At 67.5% G+C, this 14,702-nt stretch carries 15 protein-coding genes; 8 read left to right on the forward strand and 7 right to left on the reverse strand.

Annotated elements, in window-relative coordinates; genetic code table 11:
* Positions 1–188 precede the first annotated feature (188 nt).
* The gene (locus tag AB0313_RS04810; RefSeq protein WP_307304387.1) at positions 189–1,406 is read left to right on the forward strand and encodes a pyridoxal phosphate-dependent aminotransferase; all 1,218 of its coding nucleotides are present in this window, start codon (positions 189–191) and stop codon (positions 1,404–1,406) included.
* 162 nt (positions 1,407–1,568) lie between these two features.
* Here AB0313_RS04810 and AB0313_RS04815 read toward each other — a convergent pair whose 3' ends face one another.
* The gene (locus AB0313_RS04815; protein WP_174237526.1) at positions 1,569–2,258 is read right to left on the reverse strand and encodes a response regulator transcription factor; all 690 of its coding nucleotides are present in this window, start codon (positions 2,256–2,258) and stop codon (positions 1,569–1,571) included.
* Positions 2,255–3,640, reverse strand: coding sequence for a PspC domain-containing protein (locus tag AB0313_RS04820; protein ID WP_366303949.1), 1,386 nt, complete (start codon positions 3,638–3,640; stop codon positions 2,255–2,257). The genes AB0313_RS04815 and AB0313_RS04820 overlap by 4 nt, the downstream gene beginning before the upstream one ends.
* Before the next feature lie 125 nt (positions 3,641–3,765).
* On the opposite strand from AB0313_RS04820, the gene AB0313_RS04825 reads away from it, so the two are divergent.
* The 5 genes from AB0313_RS04825 (at position 3,766) to AB0313_RS04845 (ending at position 7,855) form a co-directional block, all read left to right on the forward strand.
* Entirely contained in the window at positions 3,766–5,364 is a 1,599-nt protein-coding gene (locus AB0313_RS04825) for a PspC domain-containing protein (RefSeq protein WP_366303951.1), read from the forward strand.
* A gap of 1 nt (position 5,365) precedes the next feature.
* Entirely contained in the window at positions 5,366–5,623 is a 258-nt protein-coding gene (locus AB0313_RS04830; RefSeq protein ID WP_141942710.1) for a hypothetical protein, read from the forward strand.
* Between the two features lie 3 nt (positions 5,624–5,626).
* On the forward strand, positions 5,627–5,881 hold the full coding sequence (locus AB0313_RS04835; protein WP_307304398.1) for a PspC domain-containing protein: 255 nt from the start codon (positions 5,627–5,629) through the stop codon (positions 5,879–5,881).
* A gap of 204 nt (positions 5,882–6,085) precedes the next feature.
* A complete protein-coding gene (locus tag AB0313_RS04840) occupies positions 6,086–7,111 on the forward strand; it encodes an ATP-dependent 6-phosphofructokinase (RefSeq protein WP_141942714.1) in 1,026 nt (341 codons plus the stop codon).
* 27 nt (positions 7,112–7,138) lie between these two features.
* Positions 7,139–7,855 (forward strand): GNAT family N-acetyltransferase, encoded by a 717-nt coding sequence (locus AB0313_RS04845; RefSeq protein WP_366303954.1) that lies wholly within the window; start codon positions 7,139–7,141, stop codon positions 7,853–7,855.
* On the opposite strand, the gene AB0313_RS04850 is transcribed toward AB0313_RS04845, so the two are convergent.
* From AB0313_RS04850 to AB0313_RS04870, 5 genes are all read right to left on the reverse strand, one after another.
* Positions 7,817–9,340, reverse strand: a complete 1,524-nt coding sequence (locus tag AB0313_RS04850; protein WP_366303956.1) for a DHA2 family efflux MFS transporter permease subunit — start codon at positions 9,338–9,340, stop codon at positions 7,817–7,819. The genes AB0313_RS04845 and AB0313_RS04850 overlap by 39 nt on opposite strands.
* Before the next feature lie 50 nt (positions 9,341–9,390).
* A complete protein-coding gene (locus AB0313_RS04855) occupies positions 9,391–9,816 on the reverse strand; it encodes an ankyrin repeat domain-containing protein (RefSeq protein ID WP_141942720.1) in 426 nt (141 codons plus the stop codon).
* Positions 9,816–10,898: a glycine cleavage T C-terminal barrel domain-containing protein gene (locus tag AB0313_RS04860; RefSeq protein WP_174237527.1), complete on the reverse strand. Its 1,083-nt coding sequence runs from the start codon at positions 10,896–10,898 to the stop codon at positions 9,816–9,818. Before AB0313_RS04860 ends, AB0313_RS04855 begins: the two co-directional genes overlap by 1 nt.
* Positions 10,899–11,029: 131 nt before the next feature.
* On the reverse strand, positions 11,030–11,638 hold the full coding sequence (locus AB0313_RS04865) for an FABP family protein (RefSeq protein WP_141942722.1): 609 nt from the start codon (positions 11,636–11,638) through the stop codon (positions 11,030–11,032).
* 173 nt (positions 11,639–11,811) lie between these two features.
* Positions 11,812–12,579 carry a permease gene (locus AB0313_RS04870; protein ID WP_366303959.1) on the reverse strand — a complete coding sequence of 256 codons (768 nt, stop codon included), beginning with the start codon at positions 12,577–12,579 and terminating at the stop codon, positions 11,812–11,814.
* Between the two features lie 339 nt (positions 12,580–12,918).
* On the opposite strand from AB0313_RS04870, the gene AB0313_RS04875 reads away from it, so the two are divergent.
* Both AB0313_RS04875 and mshD read left to right on the forward strand, forming a co-directional pair.
* Entirely contained in the window at positions 12,919–13,617 is a 699-nt protein-coding gene (locus AB0313_RS04875) for a response regulator transcription factor (RefSeq protein WP_018769102.1), read from the forward strand.
* Positions 13,618–13,652: 35 nt separating this feature from the next.
* The gene (gene mshD / locus AB0313_RS04880; RefSeq protein ID WP_141942726.1) at positions 13,653–14,621 is read left to right on the forward strand and encodes a mycothiol synthase; all 969 of its coding nucleotides are present in this window, start codon (positions 13,653–13,655) and stop codon (positions 14,619–14,621) included.
* Positions 14,622–14,702: the final 81 nt, after the last annotated feature.

The raw sequence follows: 14,702 nt of genomic DNA on the forward strand, positions 1-14,702 counted from the left end.
CTACGCAAGAAGTCCGCGTAGGTAAAACCGGCCCGGCCGGCCCATCTGGAGTCCGGCCTGAAACCTGCCGCGCTGGGCAGTCATAAATCAAAACCGGCACCCCGGAGGGTCCGGTGAACAGCATAGAGTAGAACTCGTCGAATCCCACATTCCAGCCATCCCGGCTGCAAGCGAAGAACGGACCTGCCATGTCTGCCGCCCGCGTTTCCCAACGCATTTCCGCAATTGCCGAATCCGCAACCCTGGCCGTTGACGCCAAGGCCAAGGCGCTTAAGGCAGCTGGCCGGCCGGTTATCGGCTTCGGCGCGGGCGAACCCGACTTTCCCACGCCGGACTACATCGTCAAGGCCGCCATCGAGGCTGCCGGCCAGCCCAAGTACCACCGCTACTCCCCTGCGGGCGGGCTGCCTGAGCTGAAGAAGGCCATCGCGGAGAAGACCCTGCGCGATTCGGGCTACACCGTGGACCCGTCACAGGTGCTGGTCACCAACGGCGGCAAGCAGGCGGTTTACAACACCTTCGCCACCTTGGTGGATCCAGGCGACGAGGTCATCGTGCCAGCTCCGTTCTGGACCACCTACCCGGAGGCCATCCGGCTGGCGGGCGGTGTGCCCGTGGAGGTCTTCGCCGGACCGGAACAGGACTACCTGGTCACCGTCGAACAGCTCGAAGCAGCCGTAACGGACCGCACCAAGATCCTGCTGTTCGTCTCGCCGTCGAACCCCACCGGCGCTGTCTACTCCCCGGAACAGGTGGCGGAGATCGGCAAGTGGGCAGCGGCCAAGGGCCTCTGGGTTGTCACGGACGAGATCTACGAACACCTGACCTACGACGGCGTCCCCTTCACCTCCATCGCAACGGCGGCCCCCGAATTGGGCGACAAGGTGGTCATCCTCAACGGCGTAGCAAAGACGTACGCCATGACGGGCTGGCGCGTGGGCTGGATGATCGGCCCGGCCGATGTCATCAAGGCCGCCACCAACCTGCAGTCCCACGCCACCTCCAACGTGTCCAACATCATGCAGGTCGCCGCCCTCGCTGCCGTCTCCGGCCCGCTGACCGCCGTCGACGAGATGAAGGTTGCGTTTGACCGCCGCCGCAAGGCCATCGTCGCAGGCCTGAACGCGATCGAGGGCGTGGAATGCCCGACGCCGAAGGGTGCCTTCTACGTGTACGCGGACGTGCGTGCGCTGCTGGGCAAGGAATTCCCGACGGCGTCCGGCACCGCCACCCCGCAGACCTCCGCCGAGCTGGCGTCGCTGATCCTCGACGAGGTTGAGGTGGCAGTGGTTCCCGGCGAGGCCTTCGGTCCCTCCGGCTTCCTGCGTCTCTCCTACGCCCTGGGCGATGAGGACCTTGCCACCGGCGTCCAGCGCCTGCAGGACTTCCTGGGCAAGGCCCAGTAACGCCCCATCACCTTCCGCAGGCCAAAATCCAAACGCCCGCTCACTTCCTTAGGGAAGTGAGCGGGCGTTTGGATTTAACGCGCAGGAGCTGATGGGGCGTGTGGAGAAAAGCTGCCAAAGGTGATGGGGCGTGGGGGTTTTAGGCCAAAGGGAGCGGGCGATTCAGAGGAGGCGGCGCTCCGCGGCCCACTTGGTGAGCTCGTGCCGGCTGGAGAGCTGGAGCTTGCGCAGCACGGCCGACACGTGGGTTTCCACGGTCTTGATGCTGATGAAGAGTTCCTTGGCCACTTCCTTGTAGCTGTACCCCCGGGCGATGAGGCGCATGACCTCCAATTCCCGGGCCGAGAGCTTGTCCAGCTCATCGTCGGCAATGTCTGCGGGGGCCGTGCCGAAGGCGTCGAGGACGAAGCCGGCAAGGCGGGGCGAGAAGACCGCGTCGCCACCGGCCACGCGGTGCACCGCGTCGGTGATCTCGGCACCGGAAATGGTCTTGGTGACGTAGCCGCGCGCCCCGGCTCGGATCACTGCCACCACGTCCTCCGCGGCGTCTGAGACGCTCAGCGCCAGGAAACGCGTGGTGGACAGGAGAGCTGCCGAGCCTGCGATGACCTCGCGGCCCCCGCCGCCCAGTCCGCCGGGCAGGTGCACGTCCAGGAGGACGACGTCGGGGCGCTGTCCGGCAATCACGGCGATGGCCTGCTCCACCGTTGCTGCCTCCCCCACCACGTGGATGCTGGCGTCAAGGTCCGCTTTAAGCCCGGACCGGAAGATGGCGTGATCGTCCACGATGACCACCCGCACGGAACTGGCCGGCCGGGTGCTTCCGGGGCCTGTCCCCTGGGTCATGTTCATGTTTTCCCTTCCCAATGTTCCGCTGCAGCAGGCAGCCTTAGGCGGACTTCCGTGCCGTCCGCGGTGCTGAGGATTGCCGCGGAGCCGCCGTGCCGTTTCATCCTGCCGATGATCGATTCGCGCACGCCCAGCCGGTCCGCCGGCACCTCGCCCAGCTCGAAGCCGGGCCCCCTGTCCTTGATGAAGATTTCCGTCTGCCCGTCCGACGCCTCAAGGTAGACCGAAACCGTCCCGCCCCCGTGCCGCGAGGCATTGAGCATGGCTTCCCGGGCCGCCTGGACCAGGGCTTCGTTTGCCTCAGTCATGGCGGCGTCGCCAACGGTCACAACCTCCACCGCGTTGCCTAGCAGGTCCTCCACTTCGGCGGCGGCGGCCTTGACGCGGGCGGAAAGCTGCCCGCTTTCCCGGCCCGGATCCTGGAACAGCCAGCCACGCAGCTCACGTTCCTGGGCACGGGCCAGGCGGACGACGTCGTGCTCGTTGCCTGCCCGCCGCTGGATCAAGGCGAGCGTCTGCAGGACGGAATCGTGCAGGTGGGCGGCGATCTCCGCCCGCTCCGTCTCCCGGATCCGCCCTGCACGCTCGGCCTCCAGGTCCCGCCAAAACTTCAGCGCCCACGGCAACAGGACCAGCACCACGCCGCCCAGCACGGCAACCGATGCCAGCAGCGCAAGCCAGGTCTGTTCCCACGAGCCGGAACCGGACACCATCACCAGCACACCGGCCACCACCAAGGCCAGGCCGGCGGCAAGCCGGCCCCATCCGCCGGCCTGGTCAGCCTTGGTCTTGTCCACCAGCCCGGCACGCCGGGTTTCGTCCAGCTGCATCCAGGCGATCGAGGCCCCGCTCAGCACCGCGGCCGCGGGGATCAGGGTCCCCAGGGAGACATCCACGCCCAGCATCTGCGCCACCATGATGCCGGCCACCAGCAGCAGCCCGCAGCCCAGGAGGATCTCCTTGCCGTAGCGCATCCCGCCGGCCCGGAACCAAGGTGGATGGGCCGCCTCCGCGCCCGGATCCTGGTCGTTGCCGGCGTCGGGCGCCGGACCGTTGGCACCTGCGGGGATGCCGGCGCCGGGCGCCGTTCGCTGAGGCGACGGGGCCTGAACGGCCTGGCCCTGCCCCGGTCGGCTCACAGCCGGGGCAATAGGCGACGCCGGCCGGCGGGCACTGCGGCGTGCGGCCTCGTCCGCGGTGGGCACCATAATCCAGAGCCAGGCGTAGAAGACCAGGCCCGCCCCTCCCGCGAAGGCGGCGAGGACCATAGCCAACCGGACGTTCCTTACCGGCCAGCCCAGGTGCGCGGCCAGCCCGGAACAGACGCCCGCGATGACGCGGTCGCTGCTCCGCGCCAGGGGCGGGCGCACCGGGAGGGTTGTCATGGATCAATCCAAACATGGATCAGGGTTGACCGGACCGGATCAAGGCCCTTGCCGGGGACGGCTCAGGGACCGTTCAGGGTTTCCCCCAATAGAGGGCCGGATGGGCAGGGACGGAGGATCGAGGTATGAACTCGCAGATCCCTCCCTCCGACGACGAACCGTCCGGGCCTCTGCCCGGCCCGGAAAGCCAGCCTCCCACTGAGCCGCTCCCGCCCTCCGCCCAGCTTCCCTCCCCCGGCCCAGAACACCCCGGCCCAGAACACCCCGCCCCCGGCCCGGAGGCGGCGCCTGGGGGCCAGGAGGCCGGTCCCGGCCCGAACTACGGTTTCCCGGACGGCCCGGCGCCGGCGGCCTCCACCGATTTCTTTGGCTGGGTCCGCAGCCAGGGCATTCACCGGGGAAACGACCGGTGGATCGGCGGCGTTTGCAGCGGCATCGCCCACCGGCTCAACGTTGATCCGATCATCATCCGCGGCGCCGCGATCGTCCTGACCCTCCTTGCCGGCATCGGCGTACTGGTCTACGGCCTTGCATGGGCCCTCCTGCCGGAACCCGACGGCAGGATCCACGTCCAGGAGGCCGGCGCGGGCCGCTGGTCGAGCGGCATGACCGGGGCCCTCATCGCCACAGTGCTGGGCCTCACAGGCCTGGGCGGAGGCTACTGGGGCTGGAGCCATAACGGCTTGAGCGGGCTGCTGTGGACCGTCTTCTGGGTCGGCGGCGCCATCTACCTCATCTACTACCTGACGCAGCGAAACAAGGCACACCCCACCATGGCGGGCCACTCGGTTCCACCCCGGACCACCTATCCTGCGGGACACCCGGGAACAGGAGCTGCCTCGGCATTTTCCACCGGCACGGCTTCCGCACCGGCCCCGGGACACCCGGCAACGCCTCAGTATGGCCCGCCCACCATCGGAGCGGGCACAGACGGAGGCTACGGGCCTCCCACCGGCGCAGGCCCTGGAAGACCCGGGCCCAGCGCCACAGGCCCCGCCGGGGCCGGGAACGGCACAGGGTTCGGCGGCCCGGGCAGCGCGGCGACTGGCGGTGGCAGCTACCCCGCCCCGTGGGGCCCGCCCCGGCCGTCGAAGCCGCGGCCGGCTGGACCGGGCGCTCCCGCGGTGGCCATCGCAACGGGCGCTGCCCTTGTGGTGGGCGGCGGACTGAAGGCGCTGGACGCCGCCAACATCATCAACCTGGGCGGCTCAGCCAACGCCATCGTGTGGGCCAGCGCGGCAGCAGTCCTTGGCCTGGGCATCCTGGTGGCCGGCTTCCGCGGACGGACCGCCGGCATCCTGAGCCTGTTTGCCGTGATAGCACTGGTCACCGGCGGTATCTACAACACCCTGGACGACGGCCGGATGCGGTTCCAGCAGGTGGACTGGAGCCCTGCCGGAATCGAGGAAGCGCGCGGGGGCATCGACATCACGGCCGGGCGGGGAACCGTGAACCTCATGGACCTCTCCCCAAACACCCCCCTGACCTCCGACGTCGTGGTGCCCCTGGACATCACGGCCAGCAACGTGACGGTGGTCATCCCGCGAAACGTGCCAGTGGACATCAAGGCGGACATGACCATGGGGAACCTGAACGAGCCAAGCGGCCAACGCGGCGGTACCACCACCCGCGAGAGCACCTACAACACGGACAAACCGGGCAACCACCTGGTGGTGCAGATCGACGGAACCTTCAGCAACGTCACCATCCAGGAAGGCAACTGACATGGACAGCGGCAACATTCCGACGACGGCGGACCAGGACCTTGAGGGCCGGGCACCTGCCAGGGTGGGGACGGTGGTGTGGGGACTGATCGTCCTGGCGCTGGCGGTGCTGATCATCGTGGCGCAGTTGGGCATCGTCACCCTCAACGGCACCTACGTCTTGATCGGCCTGATGATTGGGGCGGGCGTGGCCCTGGTGGTGGGCGGCCTGCTCTCAGCCCGGAAACGTGACAACCAACCGACGACAGGGAAGTCTTGAACCATGGATAAGTTCTTCAGCATTGTCAGGGGCCTTGGCCTGAAGCGCGGCCCGGAGCGGTGGCTTGGCGGAGTCTGCGGCGGCATCGCTGCCAAGCTCAATGTGGACGTAGCTTTTGTCCGTATCGCCTTCCTGCTCTTCGCACTGCTTCCGGGGCCGGCCTTCGTTTTCTACGTCCTCGCGTGGGTGATCCTCCCGGACCAGCGTAACGAGATTCCGCTGCAGACGTTCCTGGACCGCCGCTCACTCGGTCGCTGACCGGGCCGGCTTCCGCCGCCAGCCCAAAGCCCCCGCCCGGTGAATCCGTTCATCGGGCGGGGGCTTTTGGTTGCCCTGATTCCGCAGCGTGCCGGGCCCGCATGTAACCGGTTTGTGTCGTACCCCACACACCCCACTACACTTCTAGGTGAGCTCAGCGTGGCGCTCTGCCTGTAAACCTTCTTCCCAGGATTTGAGCCGAACATGAAAATTGGAATCCTCACCAGCGGTGGCGACTGCCCCGGACTGAACGCCGTTATCCGAGGCGCAGTATTGAAGGGCATCGCCGTCCACGGCCAGGAATTCGTAGGATTCCGCGACGGCTGGCGCGGCGTGGTGGAGGGCGACATCATCGAAATCCCCCGTACCATGGTCCGCGGCATTGCCAAGCAGGGCGGCACCATCCTGGGCACATCCCGCACCAACCCGTTCGAAAACGGCGGCGGACCCGAGGCCATCAAGGCCCACATGGACCGCCTGGGCATCGATGCCATCATCGCTATCGGCGGTGAAGGGACCCTGGCAGCAGCCAAGCGACTGACCGACGCCGGCCTCAAGATCGTGGGCGTCCCCAAGACGGTGGACAACGACCTTGACGCCACCGACTACACCTTCGGTTTCGACACCGCCGTGCAGATCGCCACCGAAGCAATCGACCGGCTCCGTACCACTGGCGAGTCCCACCACCGCTGCATGATCGCTGAAGTCATGGGCCGCCACGTGGGCTGGATTGCCCTGCACGCGGGCATGGCCGCCGGCGCGCACGCCATTCTCATTCCGGAGCAGAAGGTGAGCATCGAGCAGATCACCGACTGGGTCAAGGAGGCCCATGCCCGAGGCCGCGCGCCGTTGGTGGTGGTGGCCGAAGGCTTCGTGCCGGAGCACATGGAAAGCCCGCACTCCGAGCGTGGACTGGACACATTCGGCCGGCCGCGCCTGGGCGGCATCGCCGACCAGTTGGCCCCCGAGTTGGAGGCAAGGACCGGCATCGAAACGCGTGCCACCATCCTGGGCCACATCCAGCGCGGCGGCGTCCCCTCCGCCTTCGACCGGGTCCTGGCCACCCGGCTGGGCATGGCCGCAATCGACTCCGTGGTTGAAGGATACTGGGGCACCATGGTGGCGCTGAAGGGCACCGACATCCGGCATGTGGCCTTCGAGGAAGCCCTTGGCCAGCTGAAGACCGTCCCGCAGAACCGCTATGACGAGGCCGCGGTCCTGTTCGGCTGAGCCACCGTGCCGCCCTAGGCTGGGAGCATGACACTCGATCCCGGCTCCGCGGCCATCATCCAGCTGGCATGGGCCCGCCGTCTTGGCCTTGACGACGATGCTTTCGGTGACGCCCTGGCTTCCGGCGAACGGATTGTCCGCGCCGACGAGTCATGCCGCACCGTCGAGTTCGTGCGGATATTCGGAAGTTCCGCGCTGGTGGGCCCGCAGAGCGTGATCGATGCCGCCGCCGGCATCCCGGATGAGGAAATGGCCCAGCACGTGACCCTCCTGAAGCTCACCCGGGAACGCGGCGGCCATGGACTCGGGGCTTCCGCCCTGTTCTTCGCCGACGACCTGCCACTTCAGCAGCCGTCCGAAGAGCTGACGGTTTCGCACGGAAATCCCGAGGCCATCGAACTGGAGGGCCGTTGCCCACCGGACGACGTCAACGAAGTGGGACTCTCCGACCTGGAAAACCGCTACACCATCGTGCACGAACTGGACGGCAGGCGTGTTCCCCTGGCCTGCGGGGCCTACGGGGAATGGGAGGGCCTGTTGGGCAACATGGGCGTGCTGGTGGACCCTGAGTGGCGGCGGCGCGGCCTGGGCTCACTGGCCGGCTCCATCGCGGCGCACGAGGCACTGGCCGCCGGGCTGACCCTGCAGTGGCGTGCCGATGTGAGCAACACCGGCTGCCTGGCCCTGGCCCGGAAACTGGGCCTCTCAGCCGGCGGAATCCAGACCAGCGTCAACCTTCGCTGAGGTACCGGTACCGGCAGCGGCGCTCCAGTCCTGGACCGGCTTGGGCTTGGCGAAGAACAGGGCCACCGCCGCGCCGGCCAGCACCACCGCGGCGGGCATCAGGATGGACTGTGCCATCGCCGTGGAGAACCCTGCCTTCAGGAACTCCGGCAGCGTGCCGCCCATGGCCATTCCCCCACCGGCTGATGCCGCGGGGCCGCCGGACGGAAGTTCGGCGGCGAGCCGGGACTGGATGAGGACGGCAATGGCGGCGCTGCCCAGCACGGCCCCGATCTGGCGCGTGGTGTTGTAAACGCCCGAACCGGCTCCTGCCTGGCGCGGCGGCAGGTTCCTGGTGGCGGTGGTGCTTAGGGGCGCCCAAATGCCGGCGTTGGCGAAGCCCAGGACGGCGCTGGGCAGCAGGAACAGCAGGATGGGCGTGTCCGGCTGCATCAGCAGGCCGTTCCAGACCAGGGCGACGGCCATCAATACCAGGCCGGAAGCGGCGAGGTATTTCGGGTTGACCCGGTCCACGATCTTCCCCACCACAGGTGCCATGCCGCCCGAAATCAGGGCCATGGGGACCATCAGGAGTGCGGACTGGGTGGGCGTGAGGCCACGGACCAGCTGGTAGTAGAAGATCAGCGGCAGGCCGAATGACGTGACGGTGAACCCCACCATGGTGATGCCCAGGTTGGCGAGGGAGAAGTTCCGGTCCCTGAACAGCCCCAGCGGCAACAGTGGTTCACCCTTGTTGAACCGCTGCCAGGCCACGAAAGCGGCCAGGACAACAAGGCCGGCGATAATCAGGCCCCACACGCTGATGAATCCGGTGATGGTGCCCCAGTTGTACGTCTCGCCTTCCTGGATGCCGAAGACCAGCAGGAAAAGCCCCACGGCGCTCAGCAGCACGCCGGGGATATCGAACCGGTGCGGGTGGGTGCTCAACGCCGGGACGTTGCGCAGTGCAAGGATGAAGCCAACGACGCCGACGGGTACGTTGATGAAGAAGATCCACTCCCAGCCGAGTCCGTCCACCAGGACACCGCCCAGGATGGGGCCCACCAGGGTGGCCATGCCGGCAGTGGCACCCCAGATGGCCATGGCAGAGCCGCGGCGGTCGGGCGGGAAGATGCGGGTGATGACCGCCATGGTCTGGGGCGTCATGACGGCCGCGCCGAGCCCCTGGACCACGCGTGCCCCGATGAGGGTTTCAACGTTCTGGGCAAGGCCGCACCAGAGGGACGCCAAGGTAAACACCACCAGGCCCAGGAGGTACAGCCTCCTGGGTCCGAACCTGTCCCCAAGTCGTCCGGTTATGAGCAGCGGAACGGCGTAGGCCAGCAGGTATGCGCTGGTCACCCAGATCACCGAGTTGATGTCGGCGTGCAGGCCTTCCATGATCCGGGGATTCGCCACCGAAACGATGGTGCTGTCGATCAGGATCATGAAGAACCCAATCACCAGGGACCACAGCGCCGGCCACGGCTTCTCTACGTTTTCCACTCTGTCATCCTTCTGGAGTTTTATTGGTGCCGGGCGGAGCCCGGGGAGCCTTAGCCCAGCAGGTCCAGGATCTCCGTGCGGGCGAACATTTGCGCCGCAGCCCGCGCCGAGGGCGCCCCGGCATCAGGGTCCGCTCCGGCGCCCAACAGGACCCGGGCCACGTCTGGGTAACCCTTGAATGCCGCTCCGGCGAGCGGGGTCTGGCCCCGGTCGTTGGCGGTGTTTGCGTCGGCGCCGTGCTGCAGGAGCAGCTCAACGGTACCGGCGTGGCCGTGGTACGCAGCCAGCATGAGCAGGGAATCACCGGCGGCGTTCGTCATGGTGGCCGGAGCGCCGGCGTCCAGGTACGCACCCAGCAGCGCGCTGTTTCCTTCGCGCGCAGCCTGGAAGAGCTCGTGCGCCAACGCCAGCGCGTCGTCGTCGTGCGCTTCCGCGCGCTGCGCGCCGGCGTGGACGGGCGTGGTGTTCTCGGTCATCAGCGTGGCCCCCTCAGGAATCCGGTCTGGCGCCCCACCACCTGGCCTGCGTCGGGGGCGACAATGAGCTCCTGCGCGGCGGGATAGGGTTCATCGCCGTCCAGGACCGTCAGTATTTCATCCGGTGCCACGGAACGCTTTATGACCGCCAGGGCCACCGGCCCCATTTCGTAGTGCTGGGCCACGGAGGTCACCGTTCCAACCTTCCGCTCCCCCGCCATCACCGGGCTGCCGGCTGCCGGGAGGGTGTGCTGCGAGCCGTCCAGCTGCAGGAACACCAGCCGGCGCGGCGGGTGGCCGAGGTTGTGCACCCGGGCAATGGTTTCCTGCCCCTTGTAGCAGCCCTTGGCCAGGTGCACGGCGGTGCGCAGCAGGTCCAGTTCGTGCGGGATTGTCTTGTCATCCGTTTCGGCGCCGATGCGCGGACGCCAGGCTGCGACGCGAAGGGCTTCGGCCGCGAGCACGCCCGCCAGTGCGTGCCCGGCAACGGCGTCCTCCAGCTCGCCGGCGGGGATGAGGTACTCGAACCAGGGCCGTTCAAGTCCTGGATGCTTTTCCTCCGGGACGGTGGCGTAGGAATATCCGCCCGCCGAAACGTGGGGCCACGGATCCTGCCAGGCAAGGTGGCCGGACCATTCCGGAACGGCACGGGTGCTGCCCACCACGGCCCAGTCCGCGGAGACGTCGGCGATTTCCACCCGCAGCATGAACTTCATCCGGTCCAGGTACTCTGCCAGCGGCGCGGCCTCGGCGGCCTCCACGATCAGCCAGGTGGTCCCGCCGTCGTCAACCACCCGGGCATCGAAGTCGATGCGGCCCTGGACGCTGAGGAGCAGCAGTTCACTGGACTCCCCCGGCTGCAGGGCTGCCACCTGCTGGGAGGACAGGGTGTTGAGCCAGCTCAGCCGGTCCGGCCCGGTGACGGTGACCACGCCGCGGTGGGAAAGATCGACGACGGCGGTTCCGGCAGCGAGTGCGCGCTGCTCACGCAGCGGCTCGCCGTAGTGGGCGGCGACACCGGCGTCAGGGCCGGCGGCCTCGACGGCGCCGGGGCGCGACAACAAAGGGCTGGGCGTAGTCATATGAAGTAGAAGTCCTTTGGGGTCGGCGGTATTCCGTGATCTGCGGGTTCGTTTCCGCACCCCGGCCGCTGGAAGGCACTGCCCGGGAAGCCCACTGCCTCAGGAGACCCCTGCAGTGTCAGACCGCTGTATCAGGAGACCCGGTGCAGGAAGGCGGACGCGTGGGCTTCAAGGCCTTTGCCGGCTTCTCCTCCCGTGGCCACGTCCCACCGCCACAAGAGGTTGCCGTCCACCAGGCCGAAGATCCGGGTGGCTGCGCTGTACTCCTTGGAGTGGCTGCCGCGCATCACCATGTCGGTGGTCAGCTGGATCTGCGGGCCCTTGATCTGGCCGTAGTAGAGCTCCGTGATCCCGCCGGGGTGCGCGATGGACACAGAGATGTCGAAGCCGCCGTCTTTGTTGCGCAGGGCCTCCACCTCGTCGGCGCTCTTCAACACCGGCACGATGTCCGCAGGCACCAGGCCTGGGCCGCCGTCGGCGTCCAACTGCTTGCGCTCCAGCGCCCAGAAGCCCGTCTCAACCGTGAGCGGGCGCAGGCGGACACCTTGGTCGTCCGTCAGCCAGCTTTCGGCGCGGTACTGGAGGTACGGGAGGCCGTTGTGGGTGAAGGACACATGCTGCAGGAAGTGTTCCGAGTCCTCGTCGCCGCTGCCCAGCCGGCCGCGGCCCTCCCACTCACCGATGAGCCACGAGAGGGGAACGAGTTCGGGGGTCAGATCTGTTGGAATCTCAATGGGCATTGCCATTACCTCCAGATACGGCTGGTACTGGAATAGGTCTGGTTACTTCTGGCCCTTGAAGAGGCGGTAGACCACGAACCCGGCGAACCAGGCCATGGACACGCTCGCGATGCCAAGCAGGACAAGGAAGAAGATTTCAAAAGCAAGTACGGACATGGTGCCATCCTAACCCGTTAGTAGATGAGTAGTTTGTCTATGAAGTACGCGAGCGATCCCACGGCCGAAACCGGGGCGAGGCCCATGCTAAGGGCAGCAAGAATGTTCAGCGGCGCCCCGCGGAGCGTGGCAAGCCGGCGGAAGCTCGCCAGGACCGCGCCCACCACGATGCCAAAGACGGCGGCCGGAAGGACAGCGATGTCCGACAGGACCAGCCCGGCAAGTGGACCGGCCAGGCCGGCAAGCACAACTCCCAGCGGCGCAACGATGCTGTCCGGCCAGCGGATGAGCCCCGCGAGCACGGCAACGGCGGCGCTGATCGCGGCCACCAGCAGCATCTCGCGCACCCCGTTGAACCGCGCACCGGCAATCCAGCCCGCGCCGAGGCAGGACAGCAACACACCGGCGCAGCAGCCGAGGGTGGACTCCAGACGCTGGGCCTGGCCTGTTCCGCGGATCAGCTGCACCACGAAGACGGCCATCATTCCCAGGGCAACAAACGCCGGCGTCCAGTCCAGGTATCCCGGCGCGGGCACCACGGCCGCGGCGACCGCCGCGCCGGCACCCGGCAGGGCAATGACGGCGGCAAGGGTCTTCTTGGCCGGGATGCGCAGGAAGTGCGGCCAGCCGATCCCCACGGCGGCGGCAATGACGATGCCCACCGCGGCCAGGGCCACCGGCGAGGCGTAGACGCCGGCGACGATGGCAATGAGGCCTGCTATTCCCACGACGCCGATGGTCCAGGAACCGAGCGAACGCACGGGCGCCTGCAATTCCGCGGTCATGCGGGGTCCGGCCTGTGCTTCGTCGGTGCACTCACTGCGCTGTTTTCCCATCCTGGCATCGGCCGGAAGGCTGGTCCGCCCCCTCATGGCAGGGCTGGTCCGCCCTGGTTCAATCCTGCCTTATGTGACCCGGATATGTCGCAAAACGTGCCTTCCGATGGCGCGGATCTGTGGTCCCAAGGGGGCCGCCGGGTATACTCAAGGTTCAGCTACGCTCCCTGCTGAGGTGGCTGGCCGGCGGCGTGCTGACGGACCAAAACCTCCTGCAGGAAGCCCGTACCGGCCGGTGAGAATCCGGTTCAGTCGCCCAATGATGCGCGGACGGCCCTTGGAGGAACAATGTCGCACATCCTGTTACTGACCAACAGCACCGGTTCTTCGGTGGACATCCTGCCTGCCCTCGAATTGCTGAACCACCGCGTCCATATCCTCCCCGCCGAACCCACGGCCCTCCTGGAAACGGACCCCTGCGACATTGTCCTTCTGGACGCCCGCAAGGACCTGGTGGGCGCCCGCTCCCTCACCCAGCTCCTGAAGGCCACAGGCCTCAGCGCCCCGCTGGTACTGATCCTGACCGAAGGCGGCATGGCTGCGGTTTCCTCGGCCTGGGCTGTTGACGACATCGTCCTAGATTCCGCCGGACCGGCCGAGGTGGAGGCCCGCATCCGGCTGTCCGTTGCCCGCGCGGTACCCGAACAGGAGGACGCGCCCAGCGAAATCCGTGCCGCGGGCGTCATCATCGACGAAGCAAGCTACACGGCCCGGGTCAACGGAGCGCCACTGAACCTGACCTTCAAGGAGTTCGAGCTCCTGAAATACCTGGCACAGCACCCCGGCCGGGTCTTCACCCGCCAGCAGCTGCTGACTGAAGTCTGGGGTTACGACTACTACGGCGGCACCCGGACCGTGGATGTCCACGTCCGGCGGCTACGGGCCAAGCTCGGCGCGGACCACGAAAACCTCATCAGCACGGTCAGGAACGTGGGCTACCGGCTCACCCTGGTCCGGCAGCAGGAAGACGAACTTACCGAGGCCTGAACCGGCCTGCGGCCAGCGACGTATAGCCTTGGCACATGACTCCAGCGCATCCGCAGAAGTGGCCCGTCCATGCCGTCCGGGGCGGAGTTGACCAGCAACTCCTGAGGGACTGCCGCGTGCTCCTGGCCGCGGCAGAGGAATCGGACGGCAACCCGTCAATTTCCGAACAGACCCTGGTGACCATGCGTTCCGGGGACACCGCGGAACACAGCCTGCTGACCCTGGCCCTGTACGCGCCGGACGAGGACTCCGATCCCGCGACCGGCCAGGATCTGGCGGGTTTCGCTGTGGTGGTTGAGGAGCCGGACGGCAACGGCGTCCTCGAAATCGCCGTCCACCCCTCCTACCGGAACCAGGGGGTTGCCGACCGCCTGGTGGGTGCGCTCAAGGAAGCCCGGGGCTTTGAGGGGCTGAAGGCCTGGTCCCATGGCAACCACGAGGCAGCCGCTGACCTCGCCGCCCGCTACGGGTACAAGCCGGTGCGTGAGCTGTGGAAGATGAGGATGACGACGGCGGGCGCGGACCTGCCCGACGCCGGCCTTCCGGACGGCGTGGCCATCCGCACCTTCGTGCCCGGGAAGGATGAGGACTCCTGGCTGGCTGCCAACAGGGAGGCGTTCGCACACCACCCGGAGCAGGGACACCTGACACGGGCCGACCTCGAAGCGCGCATGGCCGAGGACTGGTTTGATCCTGCCGGGTTCTTCCTGGCGGAAGACCGCGACGGCCGCCTGCTGGGCTACCACTGGACCAAGGTCCATCCGGGGCACGGCGCCCACCCGGCAATCGGCGAGGTGTACGTGGTGGGGGTAACGCCGGCCGCGCAGGGCATGGGGCTCGGCAAGGCTCTGACGCTCACCGGCATCAGGCACCTCCGTGACTCCGGGTTGACCGCCGTCATGCTCTACGTCGATGCCGACAACAGTGCTGCGGTTGCCCTGTACCGGCGGCTGGGCTTCACCCGGTGGGACATGGACGTCATGTACGGCCCCGCAGCAGGGTGAACAGGACGGCCTCAACAAACGCTGCCACCACTTAAATCAAGGGCTGTGGCCCCACCGATTGCTTGTAAGGTTGAAAGGGAA

The organism is Pseudarthrobacter sp. NPDC080039 (genome assembly GCF_040702335.1).
Lineage (GTDB): Bacteria > Actinomycetota > Actinomycetes > Actinomycetales > Micrococcaceae > Arthrobacter > Arthrobacter enclensis_A.